This is a genomic window from Pelomonas parva, from assembly GCF_043555835.1.
Taxonomy (GTDB): domain Bacteria; phylum Pseudomonadota; class Gammaproteobacteria; order Burkholderiales; family Burkholderiaceae_C; genus Pelomonas; species Pelomonas parva.
This window is the reverse complement of sequence record NZ_JBIGHV010000005.1, coordinates 358548-374872: the sequence shown is the minus strand read 5'-3', so window position 1 is coordinate 374872 and position 16325 is coordinate 358548. Positions and strand designations below refer to the sequence as shown.

Sequence of the window (16325 nt, the reverse complement as noted above, 5' to 3'; positions counted from 1 at the left end):
AGGTGCTTGTCGCTTGAGCGACCAGGCAGGGCGAGGTTAGGCGGCTTGCCAGTCCAGCGCCCAGGCACCGTGCTGCCAGCGCTGCAGCCACAGCAGGCCGATCAGCGTCTTGGCGTCCGTCAGCTCGCCGCTGGCGGCCATGCGATCAAGGTCGTCGACCGAGTGCGTGACGATCTCCAGAAACTCGCCGTCGTCCAGCTTCTGCTCGCCGCGCGTGAGACCGCGCGCGAAGTAGATGTGGATGCCCTCGTCCGAGTAGGCGATGGCGTTGTGCAGCACGCCGGCATGAGCCCATTCGGCGGCGCTGTAGCCGGTCTCTTCCAGCAGCTCGCGCTGGCCGCAGACACGCGGGTCCTCGCCGGCGTCGAGCTTGCCGGCCGGGAACTCCAGCATCACGCGGCCCATCGGGTAGCGGTACTGGCGCTCCATCAGCAGCCGGCCGTCGTCCAGCAGCGGCACGACCATGACGGCGCCGGGATGGCGGATGTACTCGCGGTGCGAGGTCTTGCCGTCGGGCAGCGCGATCTGGTCGCGGCGCACGTCGAGGAAGTGCCCACGATAGACCTGCTGGCTGTCGAGCCGGCGCTCGACGAGATGCTCGTCAGGCTCGGCCACGGCGCAGGTATCTCCAGACAAAGCCAGGGAAGCCCAGCGTGATGAAGAGGCAGCTGGCCGCCGCGTAGAACTCCCAGCCCTGGGCGTGGCGCTGACCGATGCGCGCCTCCAGCGCGGAACCCAGCGCGAAGGTCAGCATGGCCATCAGCACGAGTTCGAGCAGCCGCCACCACACGGCCTTGGGCGCGTGGCGCGGGCCGACCAGCAACACACGCTCGTTGAAGTAAGGCAGGTTGGCCGCGATGACGGCCACGGCGAGGACCAGCCAGACGGCGGTGGACTGGTCCATGCCTGCTTACGTAGTCAAAGCCTGGCGGATGGCGACCTTGCACAGTTCCAGCAGGCCACCGGGCAGCAGGCCGAACACGAGCACGGCGGCGCCGTTGAGCGTCATGACGAAGCGCACGTCGGCCGGCGCAGCCAGAGGCGCCGTGTCGGTCGGCGCATCGAAGAACATGACCTTGACGATGCGCAGGTAGTAGAAGGCACCCACCAGCGACACGGCGACGGCAAACACCGCCAGGCCGATGTAGAACGGCAGACCGTTGACGACCAGCGCCTGCAGCACGGCCAGCTTGGCGTAGAAGCCGACCGTCGGCGGCACGCCGGCCAGCGAGAACATGAACAGCGTCATGACCAGCGCGAACCAGGGGCTGCGCTTGGCGAGACCCGCCAGATCTTTGATCTCCTCGGCCTCGTGCCCCTGGCGCGACAGCAGGATGATCATGCCGAAGGTGCCCAGCGTCGTCAGCACATAGGTCACGGCATAGAACATCGCCGCGCTGTAGGCATTGGCGCCCCACACCGTGCTGTCGTTGACGACGCCCGCCGTCATGCCCAGCACCATGAAGCCCATGTTGGCGATGGTCGAGTAGGCCAGCATGCGCTTCAGGTTGGTCTGCGCGATGGCCGCGAGGTTGCCGATGAGCAGCGACATGACGGACAGCACGACCAGCATCTGCTGCCAGTCCACGGCCAGGCCGATCATGCCTTCCACCAGCAGGCGCACGGTGATCGCAAACGCGGCCAGCTTGGGCGCGCCACCGATCAACAGCGTGACGGCAGTCGGCGCGCCTTGATAGACGTCCGGCACCCACATGTGGAAGGGCGCAGCGCCGAGCTTGAAGGCCAGGCCGGCGACGACGAAGACGGTGCCGAAGATCAGCACGGCCTTGTTCGGGACGCCCTGGGAGATCACACCGAAGACCTCTTGAATGTTCAGCGAGCCGGTAGCGCCGTACATCATCGACAAGCCGTACAGCAGGAAGCCGCTGGCCAACGCGCCGAGCACGAAGTACTTCATCGCCGCCTCGGTGGACACCGCGTGGTCGCGACGCAGAGCGACGAGGGCGTACAACGACAGGCTCATCAGCTCCAGGCCGAGATAGATGACCAGGAAGTTGTTGGCCGACAGCATCACGTTGATGCCCAGCAGCGCAAACAGGCTGAGGATGAACAGCTCGCCCTTGAGCATGTCGCGCGAGGCGGCATAGGGGCGTGCATAGACCAGCGTGATCAGCGTGGCCAGGCAGGCGAAGCCGGCCAGCAGATGGCCCATGGGGTCGGCGACCACCATCCCTTGCATGGCGTAGGTGGTGAGGCCGGCGTCGTAGTAGCAGAAGTGCATGCCACCGACGACGACCAGCGTCAGCTGGGTCAGCCAGTAGGTTGGGCGGCGCTGTTCGTCGGTGACCCACAGGTCCGCGAGCGCGACCACGCAGCCCATGACGAGCAGCAGGATTTCGGGATAGATCGCGAGCCAGTTCATGTCGTTCATTGTTCTTGCCTCTGCTCGGATCAGGCCGGGATCTTGGTGAGCGCCACGTGCTTGAGCAGCTCGGTGACCGACTCGTGCATCACGTCCGTGAAGGGCTTGGGGTAGAGGCCCATGTAGAGCGTCGCGATCGCCAGCAGTGCCAGCATCAGGAACTCGCGGCTGTTGATGTCGGTCAGCGCACGCACATCGTCATTGGCGATGTCGCCGAAGTAGACGCGCTTGACCATCCACAGCGTGTAGGCCGCGCCGAAGATCAGCGCCGTGGCCGCAATGCCGCCAAGCCAGAAGTCGTACTGCACGGTGCCGAGGATGACCATCCACTCACCGACGAAGCCGGCCGTGGCGGGCAGGCCGCAGTTCGCCATGCCGAAAAACACGGCGAAAGCAGTGAACTTGGGCATGGTGTTGACCACACCGCCGTAGGCCGCGATCTCACGCGAATGCACGCGGTCGTAGAGCACGCCGATGCACAGGAACATCGCGCCCGACACGAAGCCGTGCGCAATCATCTGCACCAGGCCGCCGGACACGCCCAGCTCGTTGAAGATGAAGAAGCCCAGCGTCACGAAGCCCATGTGCGCGATGGACGAGTAGGCCACCAGCTTCTTCATGTCCTTCTGCACCAGCGCCACGAGGCCGATGTAGACGACGGCGATCAGCGACATCGAGATGATGAGCCAGTCCCATTCGCGTGCGGCATCGGGCGCGATCGGCAGCGAGAAGCGCAGGAAGCCGTAGCAGCCCAGCTTCAGCATGATGGCCGCCAGCACGACGGAGCCGCCGGTGGGCGCCTCGACGTGGGCGTCGGGCAGCCAGGTGTGCACCGGCCACATCGGCACCTTGACCGAGAACGCGGCCAGGAAGGCGAAGAACAGCCAGGTCTGCGCGGTGCCCGACAGCGGCAGCTTGTGCCAGGTCTGGATGTCGAAGCTGCCGCCCGCCTGCGCATACAGGTAGATCAGCGCGATCAGCATCAGCAGCGAGCCGGCCAGCGTGTACAGGAAGAACTTGAAGGCCGCGTAGACGCGGTTCGCGCCGCCCCACACGCCGATGATGATGTACATCGGGATCAGCGTGGCCTCGAAGAACACGTAGAACAGCATGCCGTCCAGCGCGCTGAACACGCCCACCATCAGGCCCGACAGGATCAGGAACGCGCCCAGGTACTGGTTGACGCGCGTGTCGATGACCTCCCAGGCGGCAATGACGACGATGACGGTGATGAAGGCCGTCAGCGGCACGAACCACATCGAGATGCCGTCCACGCCCAGGTGGTAGCGGATGTTGAAACGCTCGATCCAGGCCAGGTTCTCGACGAACTGCATCGCAGCCGTCGCCGTGTTGAATTCGGTGATCAGCGGGATGGTGGCAAGAAAGCTCGCTACCGCAGCAACCAAGGCCAGCCAGCGCACAGCGTGCTTCTGGTCGTCACGCCCGATCGCCAGCAGCAACCCGCCGCAGACGATGGGCAGAAAAATCGCAAGACTCAAATACGGCATTCTTGTTATCTCCTCAAGCCCCGAGCAGCGACTTGAACTGGGGCTCGATGTAGGGCCAGAGCTGCCAGGTCATCAGACCGGTGACGCCGAGGATCATGACGAGGGCGTACCAGTACAGATACCCCGTCTGGAAGCGGCGCACGAGGCCCGCAATGCCGCCCACGGTGCGGGCCGAGCCGTTGATGATGAGCCCGTCGATGAGCGCGCCGTCGCCACCCTTCCACAGGCCGGTACCCAGCAGACGCGCGCCGCGGGCCAGCACGTTCTCGTTGAACCAATCCAGGAAGTACTTGTTCTCCAGCACGACGATCAGCGGACGCAGCACCTTGGCCAGCGTGGCCGGGATCTGCGGCGCGACCATGTAGAACACGTAGGCCGTCGCGACACCGGCCACAGCCAGCCAGAACGGCAGCGTCACCAGCCCGTGCGCGGCCATGGCCAGAGCACCGTGGAAGTGCTGGGCCAGATCGGCCATCGCCGGATGGGCCGTGGTGTTGACGGTGATCGCGTCCTTCAGGAAGTCGCCGAACAGCATCGGGCCGATCGTCATGAAGCCGATGACGACCGACGGGATGGCCAGCAGCACCAGCGGCACCCAGACGACGGCAGGCGACTCGTGCGGCACGTGCACATGCGAGTCATGACCGTGACCATGGTCATCGTCGTGGTGGTCGTGCTCACCCGGGAAGGGCTTGTGGCGGAAGTTCTCCTTGCCGTGGAAGACGAGGAAGTACATCCGGAACGAGTAGAAGGCTGTCACGAACACGCCGGCAACGACGGCGAAGTAGGCGAAGCCCGCAGCCGGCAGCGTGCTGGCGTGCACCGCCAGGATGATGGAGTCCTTGGAATAGAAGCCCGAGAACAGCGGCGTGCCGATCAGCGCCAGCGAACCCAGCAGCGACGTGATCCACGTGATCTTCATGTACTTGCGCAGGCCGCCCATGTTGCGGATGTCCTGGTCATGGTGCATGCCGATGATGACGGAGCCCGCACCGAGGAACAGCAGCGCCTTGAAGAAGGCGTGCGTCATCAGGTGGAAGACGGCGACCGAGTAGGCCGAGGCGCCCAGGGCGACCGTCATGTAGCCGAGCTGGGACAGCGTCGAGTAGGCGACGACGCGCTTGATGTCGTTCTGGATGATGCCCAGGAAACCCATGAACAGCGCCGTGATCGCGCCGATCACCATGACGAAGTTCAGCGCCGTGTCGCTCAGCTCGAACAGCGGCGACATGCGCGCCACCATGAAGATGCCGGCCGTCACCATCGTGGCTGCGTGGATCAGCGCGGAGATGGGCGTCGGGCCTTCCATCGAGTCCGGCAGCCAGACGTGCAGCGGGAACTGCGCGCTCTTACCCATCGCACCGATGAACAGGCAGATGCAGGTGACGGTCATCAGCGACCAGTCTGTGCCCGGAAACACCATCTTGGACAGGATGTCCGCCTTGGCGAAGGTCTCGGCGTAGTTCAGCGTGCCGCCGAAAGCCACCAGCAGGCCGATGCCGAGGATGAAGCCGAAGTCGCCGACCCGGTTCACCAGGAAGGCCTTCATGTTGGCGAAGATGGCCGTCGGTTTCTTGTACCAGAAGCCGATCAGCAGGTAGGAGACCAGGCCCACCGCCTCCCAGCCGAAGAACAGCTGCAGCATGTTGTTGCTCATAACCAGCATCAACATGCTGAACGTGAACAGCGAGATGTACGAGAAGAAGCGCTGGTAGCCGTCGTCCTCTTCCATGTAGCCGATGGTGTAGATGTGCACCATCAGCGACACGAAGGTCACCACCACCATCATCATGGCCGTCAGGCCGTCGACGAGGAAGCCGACCTCCATCGTCAGCGGGCCAAGCTTCATCCACTCGTAGATGGTCGCGTTGAAACGCGCGCCGTCCACGGCCACGCTGTAAAGCGTCTGCGCCGACAGTATGAAGGCGATCAGCACGCCCAGGATGGTGATTACGTGCGAGCCGCGGCGGCCCACCGTCTTGCCGAAGAAGCCGGCAACGATGGCGCCGGCGAGCGGCGCCAGGGGCACCGCAAGCAGCGTGTTTTGGGAGAGTTGAGCAGACATCTTGTTCTTATCCCTTCAGCGCGTCGAGTTCCTCGACGTTGATGCTGGCTCGGTTGCGGAACAGCACGACCAGGATGGCCAGGCCGATGGCCGACTCCGCCGCCGCGACGGTCAGGATGAAGAACACGAAGACCTGGCCCGCCATGTCGCCCAGGTAGTGCGAGAAGGCGACAAAGTTCAGGTTGACCGCCAGCAGCATCAGCTCGATGGCCATCAGCAGCACGATCAGATTCTTGCGGTTCAGGAAGATGCCGATCACCGACAGCGCGAACAGCATCGCGCCCAGCGTCAGGAAATGGCCCAGGGTCAGTGCGCCGATCATGCCTGGCCTCCTTCTTTGGGTGCGGCACCCGCGGCCGGCGTGGCGACGGTCGGCGCCATCTTGACGATCTTCAGGCGCTGGGCCTTGGTGACCTTGACCTGCTCGGCCGGGTCCATGGCGCGCGAGTCCTTGCGGCGGCGCAGCGTCAGCGCGATGGCCGCGACGATGGCGACCAGCAGCAGCACGGCCGCGATCTGCAGCGGGTACAGGTAGCTGGTGTAGACCTCGATGCCGAGCAGCTTGGTGTTGCCTTGTCTGATCTGCTCGGCGGTGGCCACCGGCGCGTCGGCCAGCTGGAAGCCGCCCATCAGCACGATGCCCATCTCGAAGGCGATCAGCGCGCCGACGACAGCAGCGACGGGCAGGTGCTTCCAGAAGCCCTCGCGCACGCTGTCGGAGTTCAGGTCCAGCATCATGACGACGAACAGGAACAGCACCATGACGGCGCCGATGTAGACCAGCACCAGCGCGATGGCAAGGAACTCGGCCTTCAGCAGCATCCAGATGCAGGATGCCGTGAAGAAAGAGAGGATCAGGAACAGCGCCGCATGCACGGTGCTGCGCGCCGTGATGACGCGGAACGAACTCACCAGCAGGATGCCGGAGAAGACGTAGAAAAGGATGGTCGTGATGTCCATAGGTATCCAGGCCAGCTGAGCTGGACCGCGGTGCGCCTCGCGGCGCGCCGGCGATCAGCGGTACTTGGCGTCGGCCTCCTTTTGAGCCGCGATTTCGGCTTCGTACTTGTCGCCGACGGCCAGCAGCATGTCCTTGGTGAAGTACAGGTCGCCGCGCTTTTCGCCGTGGTACTCGAAGATGCTCGTTTCGACGATGGAGTCCACCGGGCAGCTTTCTTCGCAGAAGCCGCAGAAGATGCACTTGGTCAGGTCGATGTCGTAGCGCGTCGTGCGGCGGCTACCGTCGGCGCGCACGTCGCTCTCGATGGTGATGGCCATCGCCGGGCAGACAGCCTCACAAAGCTTGCAGGCGATGCAGCGCTCTTCACCGTTCTCGTAGCGACGCAGCGCATGCAGGCCGCGGAAGCGCGGGCTCAGCGGCGTCTTCTCTTCGGGGAACTGGATGGTGATGTTGCGCGACAGGAAGTGCCTGCCGGTGAGCTTCATCCCCTTGAGCAATTCCCAGAGGAAGAAGGTCTTCGCGAAATTCGTGATTGCAGTCATGGGCGCCGCCTCACTTCCAGATGTTGAACGGGGTCTGCATCCAGGCACCGACAACGACCAGCCAGATCAGCGTGATAGGAATGAAGATCTTCCAGCCCAGACGCATGATCTGGTCGTAGCGGAAGCGCGGGAACGTGGCACGCACCCACAGGAACATCGTGACGACGAAGAAAGTCTTGCCGAACAGCCAGGCCCAGTTCCAGAACGCCATCGTGTTCTGGATGAACTGCGGCGTCTCCATGCCGAAGAACGCCCAGGAGATAGGTGCCGTCCAGCCGCCCAGGAACATGACGACGGCCAGTGCCGACACCAGGATCATGTTGGCGTATTCGGCCAGGAAGAACATCGCGAACGACATGCCCGAGTACTCGATCATGTGGCCGGCGACGATTTCCGATTCGCCTTCAACGACGTCGAACGGGTGGCGGTTGGTTTCGGCCAGACCCGAGATGAAGTAGACGATGAAGATCGGGAACAGAGGCAGCCAGTTCCAGGACAGGAAGGTCAGGCCCATGTCGGCGAACCAGCCACGCTCCTGCACCAGCACGATTTCCGTCATGTTCAGGCTGCCGGTCACCATCAGCACGACGACCAGCGCGAAGCCCATCGAGATCTCGTACGAGACCATCTGCGCCGACGCACGCAGCGCGCCCAGGAAGGCGTACTTCGAGTTGGAGGCCCAGCCGGCGATGATGACGCCGTAGACCTCCAGCGACGTGATCGCCATCAGGAACAGCAGGCCGGCATTGACGTTGGCGACGGCAGCGTCAGGACCGAAGGGCACGACTGCCCAGGCGGCGAGCGCCGGCATGATGGTCATGACGGGGCCGAGGAAGAACAGGCCCTTGTGGGCAGCTGCCGGCTTGATGATCTCCTTGAAGATCAGCTTGACCGCGTCGGCGATGGGCGTCAGCAGGCCGTAGGGGCCGACACGGTTCGGACCCGGGCGGATCTGCGACCAGCCGATGGCCTTGCGCTCCCACAGCGTCAGGTAGGCGACGCAACCCAGCAGCGGCAGGATGACCGCGACGATCTTCAGCAGGCTCCAGACCACGGGCCACAGGCCGCCCAGCAGTTGCGCACCGTTTTGGTAGAGGGTGTCGATCATGGTTAGACCTTGCTCAACGTCAGCGTGCCAAAGGCGGCACCCAGCGCAGCGGTTTGTGCGAGTCCGGCGGGCACTCGGGCCACGCCGTCGGGCAGACCGACTTCGAGGCGGGCGGGCAACTGCGCGGCTCCGCCGTCCTGCACGACGCGGACCTGGTCGCCGTCCTGCAGTCCCAGCTGCTGCCACAGGGCCGTCGGCAGGCCGACCGTGGCGGCTTCGCGGCCGTCGGTGGTCAGCTGCAGCGAGGTCGAGTTGCGCACCAGAGAGTCGGTCGCGTAGATCGGCAGGTTGGCGAAGCGCTCGACGCCCTCGCTCTTGGCAACGGCTTGCGGCGCGGCCGAGGTGGCGTTGCTGAGGCGGCCAGCAATGTCGCCACCCAGCGCCTGCTCACGCACTTGCTCGGAGCTGTCCTGGTCGAAACCGGCCAAGCCCAGCAGATTGCCCAGCACGCGCAGCACCTTCCAGCCCGGACGCGTCTCCGCCAGCGGCTTGACGACGCCGACGAAGCTTTGCAGGCGACCTTCAGCGTTGACGAAGCTGCCCGAAGTTTCGGTGAATGGGGCGATGGGCAGCAGCACGTCGGCGTATTCGATACCGCTCTTGAACGGGCTCAGCACGACGACCATCTCGGCCGCCTCAAGCGCCTTGGCAGCGGCGGCGGCGTTGGCAGCGTCGAGCACCGGGTCGGTGTTCAGCAGCACAACGGCCTTCAGCGCCGTGCCGGTCAGCATCTGGCCGGCATTCAGGCCATCGATCTGCGGCTGCGCCTTCACCAACTGAGCACCGACGGTGTTCGCGGCAGCGGTCAGGTAGCCGACGCTTGCGCCGGTCTGCGCGCCAATCCATTGCGCGAGTGCCAGCAGGCTGGTGGCTTGCGGGTGTTCAGCGGCGGCGTTGCCGAGCAGCACGGCCTTGCGCTGGCCCGAGACGAGGCTGGCGGCGATGGCCTTGGCTTCGTCGGTCGCAGTGCCAGCCAGCGGCGCGCCGTCGCCAATCGCTGCGGCCACATCGGCCAGGGCTTGCTCCCAGCCCGACGGCGCGACGGATTGCGAAGCGGCGAGTGGCATCAGCCAGTCGTCATGGCTCACGCCGATGCGGGCTACGGCGGCGCCGCGACGCGCGGCGTGGCGCAGGCGGGCAGCGAACAGCGGGTGGTCCTTGCGCAGGTTGGAGCCGACGACCAGCGCGCGGTCCAGTTCGGACAGGCTTGCAATCGAAGTGCCCAACCAGCGTGCCTGGCCAGCCGACGCGGCATTGCCGAAGTCGCTGTGGCGCAGGCGGTGGTCGATGTTGTCGCTGCCCAGGCCGCGCACGATCTGTGCGAGCAGATGCAGTTCTTCCACCGTGCTGTGGGCCGAGCCCAGCGCACCGATGGATGCCGCGCCGTGGTCGGCCTTGATGGACTTCAGGCCGTTGGCGACGTATTCCAGCGCCGTCGTCCAGTCGACCTGCTTCCAGGCGCCGCCCTGCTTGATCATCGGCGCGGTCAGACGCGCGTCGCTGTTCAGCGCTTCGTAGCTGAAGCGGTCGCGGTCGGCGATCCAGCATTCGTTGACGTCTTCGTTCTCCAGCGGCACGACGCGCAGGACCTGATGGTTCTTGACCTGGACAACCAGGTTGGCGCCGGTCGAATCGTGCGGGCTGACGCTCTTGCGGCGCGACAGTTCCCAGGTGCGGGCGCTGTAGCGGAAGGGCTTGCTGGTCAGCGCGCCGACGGGGCAGATGTCGATCATGTTGCCCGACAGCTCGGAGTCCACCGTGCGGCCGACGAAGGTCTGGATCTCGCTGTGCTCGCCACGGTGGGCCATGCCCAGCTCCATCTGGCCGGCGATCTCCTGGCCGAAGCGCACGCAGCGGGTGCAGTGGATGCAGCGGCTCATCTCTTCCATCGAGATCAGCGGGCCGACGTTCTTGTGGAAGACGACACGCTTCTCTTCGGAGTAGCGGCTCTTGCCGGCGCCGTAGCCCACGGCCAGATCCTGCAGCTGGCACTCGCCGCCCTGGTCGCAGATGGGGCAGTCCAGCGGGTGGTTGATCAGCAGGAATTCCATGACGCCCTGCTGGGCCTTGATCGCCTTGTCGCTCTTGGTGCGGACGATCATGCCTTGCGTGACCGGCGTCGCGCAGGCGGGCATGGGCTTGGGCGCCTTCTCCACGTCCACCAGGCACATGCGGCAGTTGGCCGCGATGCTCAGCTTCTTGTGATAGCAGAAGTGCGGGATGTAGGTACCGGCCTTCTCGGCGGCATGCATGACCATGCTGCCTTCCTGGACCGAGACCTTCTGACCGTCGAGTTCGATTTCAACCATGGTGGTGTTTCTCTAGGCGCTCAGGTCGGAGCCACCAGGGGCTTCTTGTGTTCAATCAGGTGCACGAACTCGTGCTTGAAGTGCTTGATCATGGCGCGCACGGGCATGGCCGCAGCGTCGCCCAACGCGCAGATCGTGCGGCCCTGGATGTTGTCGGCCACGGAGTTCAGCAGGTCGATGTCCTCTGCCCTGCCCTCGCCGTGATAGATGCGCTCCAGCACGCGGTGCATCCAGCCAGTGCCTTCGCGGCAAGGCGTGCACTGGCCGCAGGACTCGTGGGCATAGAAGTACGACAGGCGCAGCAGGCTTTGCACCGCGCAGCGCGTGTCGTCCATGACGATGACGGCGCCCGAGCCCAGCATGGAGCCGGCCTTGGCGATGGAGTCGTAGTCCATCGTGCAGTTCATCATCACTTCGGCCGGCAGCACGGGGGCGGACGAGCCGCCGGGGATGACGGCCTTCAGCGTGCGACCCTTGCGCACGCCACCGGCCAGCTCCAGCAGCTTGCTGAACGGCGTGCCCAGCGGAATCTCGTAGTTGCCCGGGCGCTCCACGTCTCCGGAGACCGAGAACAGCTTGGTGCCGCCGTTGTTGGGCTTGCCGATCTCCAGGTAGGCCTGGCCGCCATTGCGGATGATCCAGGGCACCGCCGCGAAGGTCTCGGTGTTGTTGATGGTCGTCGGCCGGCCATACAGACCGAAGCTGGCCGGGAACGGCGGCTTGAAGCGCGGCTGGCCCTTCTTGCCTTCCAGCGACTCCAGCAGCGCCGTCTCTTCACCGCAGATATAGGCGCCGAAGCCATGGTGGCCATGCAGCTGGAAGCTGAAGCCCGAGCCCATGATCTTGTCGCCCAGATAACCCGCCGCGCGGGCTTCTTCCAGGGCCGCTTCGAAGCGCTCGTAGACCTCGAAGATCTCGCCGTGGATGTAGTTGTAGCCGACCGTGATGCCCATCGCGTAGGCCGCGATGGCCATGCCCTCGATGACCTGATGCGGGTTGAACATCAGCAGGTCGCGGTCCTTGCACGTGCCCGGCTCACCTTCGTCGGAATTGCAGACGAGGTACTTCTGGCCCGGGAACTGACGGGGCATGAAGCTCCACTTCAGGCCGGTCGGGAAGCCCGCTCCACCGCGACCGCGCAGCGCCGAGGTCTTCACTTCGGCGATGACTTGATCGGCCGTCATACCTTCGCCGCCATCGGCCGCGAGGATCTTCTTCAGCGCCGCGTAGCCACCGCGGGCTTCGTAGTCCTTGATGGACCAATTCTTGCCGTCCAGGTCCGCGTAGATCTGCGGCGTGATGTGGCGGCCATGGAAGCAGGTCTCGTTGCCTGTGGATTGGAATTTGGTGAGGTCCAGCATCGTCATCCTCAGGCCTTGGCTGCTTCGGCACGCAGCACATCGACCAGCTCGTCGAGGCGGTCGTTGGTCATGAAGCTGCACATCTGGCGGTCATTCACCAGCATCACCGGCGAGTCGGCGCATGCACCCAGGCACTCGCTCTTCTGCACGGTGAACAGGCCGTCAGCCGTCGTGCCACCCTGCTCGATGCCGAGCTTGCTGCACAGGTGGTCCAGCGCCTTCTGACCGTCGCGCAGCTGGCAGGGCAGGTTCGCACAGACGTTCAGCTTGAACTTGCCCGTCGGGCGCTGGTTGAACATGTTGTAGAAGGTCGTCACCTCGTACACGGCGATGGGCGCCATGCCGAGGTGGGCGGCGATCACGTCCTCTGCAGCGCGGGGCACGAAGCCCTCTTCCTGCTGCACGATGGCCAGGCAGGCCATGACGGCGGACTGGCGCAGCTCGTAGGGGTACTTGGCGACCTCGCGGTCGAAGCGCGCGCGGGTGGCGTCAGAGAGTTGGTAGCTCATCGATCAATCTCGCCGAACACGATGTCCATGGTGCCGATGATGGCGACGGCGTCGGCGATCATGTGGCCGCGACCCATCTCGTCCAGCGCTGCCAAGTGGGCAAAGCCCGGCGCGCGGATCTTCAGGCGGTAGGGCTTGTTCGCGCCGTCGCTGACCATGTAGATGCCGAACTCGCCCTTGGGGTGTTCGACGGCCGCATAGGCCTCGCCCTCGGGCACGTGGAAGCCCTCGGTGAAGAGCTTGAAGTGGTGGATCAGCTCTTCCATGTTGGACTTCATGTCCACGCGCGAAGGCGGCGCCACCTTGTGGTTGTCGGTGATGACCGGGCCGGGGTTGGCACGCAGCCAGGCCGAGCACTGTTGGATGATGCGGTTGGACTGGCGCATCTCTTCGACGCGCACGACGTAGCGGTCGTAGGTGTCGCCGTTGGTGCCGATGGGGATGTCGAAGTCCAGCTTGTCGTAGACGTCGTAGGGTTGCGTCTTGCGCAGGTCCCAGGCGATGCCCGAGCCGCGCAGCATGGCTCCGGTGAAGCCGAGATTGAGCGCCCGCTCGGGCGTCACGACGCCGATGCCGACCGTGCGCTGCTTCCAGATGCGGTTGTCCGTCAGCAGCGTTTCGTAGTCGTCGACGTTCTTCGGGAAGCGCGCGCAGAAGTCGTCGATGAAGTCCAGCATCGAACCCTGGCGGTTCTCGTTGAGCTGGGCAATGGCCTTGGCATTGCGGATCTTGCTGACCTTGTACTGCGGCATGACGTCCGGCAGGTCGCGGTAGACACCGCCCGGACGGAAGTAGGCCGCGTGCATGCGCGCGCCCGACACGGCTTCGTACAAGTCGAACAGATCCTCGCGCTCGCGGAAGCAGTAGATGAGGATGTTCATCGCGCCGCAGTCCAGGCCGTGACAACCCAGCCAGAGCAGATGGTTCAGCAGCCGGGTGATCTCGGCAAACATCACACGGATGTATTGCGCGCGGATCGGCACCTCGATGCCCATCATCTTTTCGATGGCCAGGCAGTAGGCGTGCTCGTTGGCCATCATCGACACATAGTCGAGGCGGTCCATGTAGGGCAGCGACTGGATGTAGGTCTTCTGCTCGGCAAGCTTCTCGGTCGCGCGGTGCAGCAGGCCGATGTGCGGATCGGCGCGCTGGATGACTTCGCCGTCCAGCTCCAGCACCAGACGCAGCACGCCGTGGGCGGCCGGATGTTGCGGACCAAAATTCAGGGTGTAGTTCTTGATCTCTGCCATGGTGTTCAGAGCCCGCCGTACTTGTCTTCGCGAATGATGCGCGGCGTGATCTCACGCGGCTCGATGGTCACCGGCTGGTAGATGACGCGCTTCTGCTCGGCGTCGTAGCGCATCTCGACATGGCCCGACACCGGGAAGTCCTTGCGCATCGGGTGGCCGATGAAGCCGTAGTCCGTCAGGATGCGGCGCAGGTCATCGTGGCCGTCGAAGATGACGCCATACATGTCAAACGCTTCGCGCTCAAACCAGTTCGCCGAACTCCACACGCCGATGACCGAGGCCACTGCGGGAAAGTCGTCGTCGGTGGCGAACACCTTCAGCCGCAGACGCCAGTTCTTGCTGACCGACAGCAGGTGGCTGACGATGGCGTAGCGCGGCCCCTCGTAGCCACCGTTGCCGTAGTCGCTGTAGTCGACGCCGCAGAGGTCGATCAGCTGCTCAAACTTCAGTTCAGCGTGATCGCGCAGCGTGGTGGCAACTTCGAGGTAGTCGGCAGCACGCACGGTCAGCGTCAGTTCGCCCAAGGCGGACTTCAGCTCGACGACGCGCTCGCCGAGGACGGCGCCAACTTGCTGGGCCAGGGTTTCGAGATTCAGGCTCATACCTTGGCGCTCAGCGTGCAATGGTGTTTTCACGGCGGATCTTGGCCTGCAACTGCAGGATGCCGTAGAGCAGCGCCTCGGCCGTCGGCGGGCAGCCGGGCACATAGACGTCCACCGGCACGATGCGGTCGCAGCCGCGCACGACAGAGTAGCTGTAGTGGTAGTAGCCGCCGCCGTTGGCGCAGGAGCCCATGGACAACACCCAGCGCGGCTCGGCCATCTGGTCGTAGACCTTGCGCAGCGCCGGCGCCATCTTGTTGCACAGCGTGCCGGCCACGATCATCAGATCGGACTGACGCGGGCTGGGGCGGAACAGCATGCCGAAGCGGTCGATGTCGTAGCGCGCAGCGCCCGCATGCATCATCTCGACGGCGCAGCAGGCCAGGCCAAACGTCATCGGCCACAGCGAGCCGGTCTTGGACCAGTTGATGAGCTTGTCGACCGACGTGGTGACAAAGCCCTCTTTGAGGACGCCTTCAATACCCATATCGAATTCCCAGCGTGTTTGGCGTGGCGCTTGTTATTCCCAGTCCAGGGCGCCTTTTTTCCATTCGTAGGCGAAGCCGACGACCAGAATGCCGAGGAAGATCATCATCGCCCAGAAGCCCGTGGTGCCGATTTCCTTGAGCGCCACGGCCCAGGGGAACAGGAAGGCGATTTCCAGGTCGAAAAGAATGAACAGAATGGCAACGAGGTAGTAGCGCACATCGAACTTCATGCGCGCGTCTTCAAAGGCCTCGAAGCCGCATTCGTAGGGGGAATTCTTGGCCGCGTCGGGCCGGTTCGGGCCGAGCAGCGCGCCGAGCACCTGGGGAGCGATCCCGACCACCGTGCCGACCAAAATGAAGAGGATGACGGGCAGGTATTGATCGAGATTCATCTGGGCTTTCTCGGGTCGACTTCAGTGTCTTCGTCAACGTGGCACGCACAAAGTGGGCCACAAAAGCAAACAGGCGCGCCACCAGCGAATCGAAACAACTCGCTCGCGGATCGCGCCCGCCTTGAACCTTGCGTTGATCAACCCAACTTGGGTGACCTCAGCGACAGGCCGCTTTGGCTGACTCCCGCTTCAAGACCAGCGGGAATCCTAGCCGATTGTCTGGTGCCGTCGGCGAGACTCGAACTCGCACAGCTTTCGCCACTACCCCCTCAAGATAGCGTGTCTACCAATTTCACCACGACGGCAGGTACTCAATATGCCCGGCAACCTTGAGGGTTTACCTTGCCGGACAGCCTCGCATTCTATACCGAGAACCAGGGGTCACCCGGTGAAGAGGCGAGGTTTTTAGTCGGGATTCAGTTGGACGCTGCCGAAGCGGGCACCGGCGCTGCGGGTGCGACGACAGCACCGGGGATGGCGGCAGCGCCCGACGCAGCGGGCGCCGCGACCGGAGCGCGGTCCAGCGCCGTGTCGGCGCCGCTGGCGCCAGCAGGCCGGCCGTTCGCCAGGAAGGCCAGGCCCAGCGTGCAGCAGAAGAACAGCGTCGCGGCGACGGCCGTGGTGCGCGACAGGAAGTTGGCGCTGCCGGTGGCGCCGAACAGGCTGCCCGACGCACCACTGCCGAACGAGGCGCCCATGTCGGCACCCTTGCCGTGCTGCACCAGCACCAAACCAATGATCGCCAGAGCGGACAGCAGCTGAACGATCAACACCAGATTTGCAAAGAACTGCATTCCAAACACTCCATCAAAACGCTTGTGACGCACGCCGCCATTGGCACGCGCCG

The 16325-nt window shown here is 64.4% G+C and carries 17 protein-coding genes and 1 tRNA gene; all 18 read right to left on the bottom strand.

From position 1 onward, the window contains the following. Positions 1-36 precede the first annotated feature (36 nt). Positions 37-615, bottom strand: coding sequence for an NUDIX domain-containing protein (locus tag ACG00Y_RS15545; RefSeq protein ID WP_394480329.1), 579 nt, complete (start codon positions 613-615; stop codon positions 37-39). Then, entirely contained in the window at positions 602-904 is a 303-nt protein-coding gene (locus ACG00Y_RS15540; protein WP_394480327.1) for a DUF2818 family protein, read from the bottom strand. Before ACG00Y_RS15540 ends, ACG00Y_RS15545 begins: the two co-directional genes overlap by 14 nt. 6 nt (positions 905-910) lie before the next feature. Continuing rightward, the gene (gene nuoN, locus ACG00Y_RS15535) at positions 911-2392 is read right to left on the bottom strand and encodes an NADH-quinone oxidoreductase subunit NuoN (RefSeq protein WP_394480325.1); all 1482 of its coding nucleotides are present in this window, start codon (positions 2390-2392) and stop codon (positions 911-913) included. A 20-nt stretch (positions 2393-2412) separates the two neighbouring features. After that, positions 2413-3891 (bottom strand): NADH-quinone oxidoreductase subunit M, encoded by a 1479-nt coding sequence (locus ACG00Y_RS15530; RefSeq protein ID WP_394480324.1) that lies wholly within the window; start codon positions 3889-3891, stop codon positions 2413-2415. A 13-nt stretch (positions 3892-3904) separates the two neighbouring features. Beyond that, positions 3905-5956: an NADH-quinone oxidoreductase subunit L gene (gene nuoL, locus ACG00Y_RS15525; RefSeq protein WP_394480322.1), complete on the bottom strand. Its 2052-nt coding sequence runs from the start codon at positions 5954-5956 to the stop codon at positions 3905-3907. A 7-nt stretch (positions 5957-5963) separates the two neighbouring features. After that, positions 5964-6278, bottom strand: coding sequence for an NADH-quinone oxidoreductase subunit NuoK (gene nuoK, locus ACG00Y_RS15520; RefSeq protein WP_394469526.1), 315 nt, complete (start codon positions 6276-6278; stop codon positions 5964-5966). Next, a complete protein-coding gene (locus ACG00Y_RS15515) occupies positions 6275-6916 on the bottom strand; it encodes an NADH-quinone oxidoreductase subunit J (protein ID WP_394480320.1) in 642 nt (213 codons plus the stop codon). The genes nuoK and ACG00Y_RS15515 overlap by 4 nt, the downstream gene beginning before the upstream one ends. A gap of 54 nt (positions 6917-6970) precedes the next feature. Next, positions 6971-7459 carry an NADH-quinone oxidoreductase subunit NuoI gene (nuoI, locus tag ACG00Y_RS15510; protein ID WP_056196926.1) on the bottom strand — a complete coding sequence of 163 codons (489 nt, stop codon included), beginning with the start codon at positions 7457-7459 and terminating at the stop codon, positions 6971-6973. 10 nt (positions 7460-7469) lie between these two features. After that, positions 7470-8567, bottom strand: a complete 1098-nt coding sequence (nuoH, locus tag ACG00Y_RS15505) for an NADH-quinone oxidoreductase subunit NuoH (RefSeq protein ID WP_394480318.1) — start codon at positions 8565-8567, stop codon at positions 7470-7472. Between the two features lie 2 nt (positions 8568-8569). Continuing rightward, positions 8570-10876: an NADH-quinone oxidoreductase subunit NuoG gene (nuoG, locus tag ACG00Y_RS15500; RefSeq protein WP_394480316.1), complete on the bottom strand. Its 2307-nt coding sequence runs from the start codon at positions 10874-10876 to the stop codon at positions 8570-8572. Between the two features lie 20 nt (positions 10877-10896). Then, positions 10897-12237: an NADH-quinone oxidoreductase subunit NuoF gene (gene nuoF / locus ACG00Y_RS15495; protein WP_394480314.1), complete on the bottom strand. Its 1341-nt coding sequence runs from the start codon at positions 12235-12237 to the stop codon at positions 10897-10899. Positions 12238-12245: 8 nt separating this feature from the next. After that, positions 12246-12746, bottom strand: a complete 501-nt coding sequence (locus ACG00Y_RS15490; protein WP_394480313.1) for an NADH-quinone oxidoreductase subunit NuoE family protein — start codon at positions 12744-12746, stop codon at positions 12246-12248. Next, positions 12743-13996, bottom strand: a complete 1254-nt coding sequence (locus tag ACG00Y_RS15485) for an NADH-quinone oxidoreductase subunit D (RefSeq protein WP_394480311.1) — start codon at positions 13994-13996, stop codon at positions 12743-12745. Before ACG00Y_RS15485 ends, ACG00Y_RS15490 begins: the two co-directional genes overlap by 4 nt. 5 nt (positions 13997-14001) lie before the next feature. Then, positions 14002-14598 (bottom strand): NADH-quinone oxidoreductase subunit C, encoded by a 597-nt coding sequence (locus ACG00Y_RS15480; protein ID WP_394480309.1) that lies wholly within the window; start codon positions 14596-14598, stop codon positions 14002-14004. 10 nt (positions 14599-14608) lie between these two features. Beyond that, the gene (locus ACG00Y_RS15475; RefSeq protein ID WP_046113908.1) at positions 14609-15085 is read right to left on the bottom strand and encodes a NuoB/complex I 20 kDa subunit family protein; all 477 of its coding nucleotides are present in this window, start codon (positions 15083-15085) and stop codon (positions 14609-14611) included. 33 nt (positions 15086-15118) lie between these two features. Then, a complete protein-coding gene (locus ACG00Y_RS15470) occupies positions 15119-15478 on the bottom strand; it encodes an NADH-quinone oxidoreductase subunit A (RefSeq protein WP_394480307.1) in 360 nt (119 codons plus the stop codon). A gap of 220 nt (positions 15479-15698) precedes the next feature. Next, positions 15699-15783: transfer RNA gene (locus ACG00Y_RS15465), tRNA-Leu, on the bottom strand. A gap of 111 nt (positions 15784-15894) precedes the next feature. Then, entirely contained in the window at positions 15895-16272 is a 378-nt protein-coding gene (gene secG, locus ACG00Y_RS15460; RefSeq protein ID WP_394480305.1) for a preprotein translocase subunit SecG, read from the bottom strand. Positions 16273-16325: the final 53 nt, after the last annotated feature.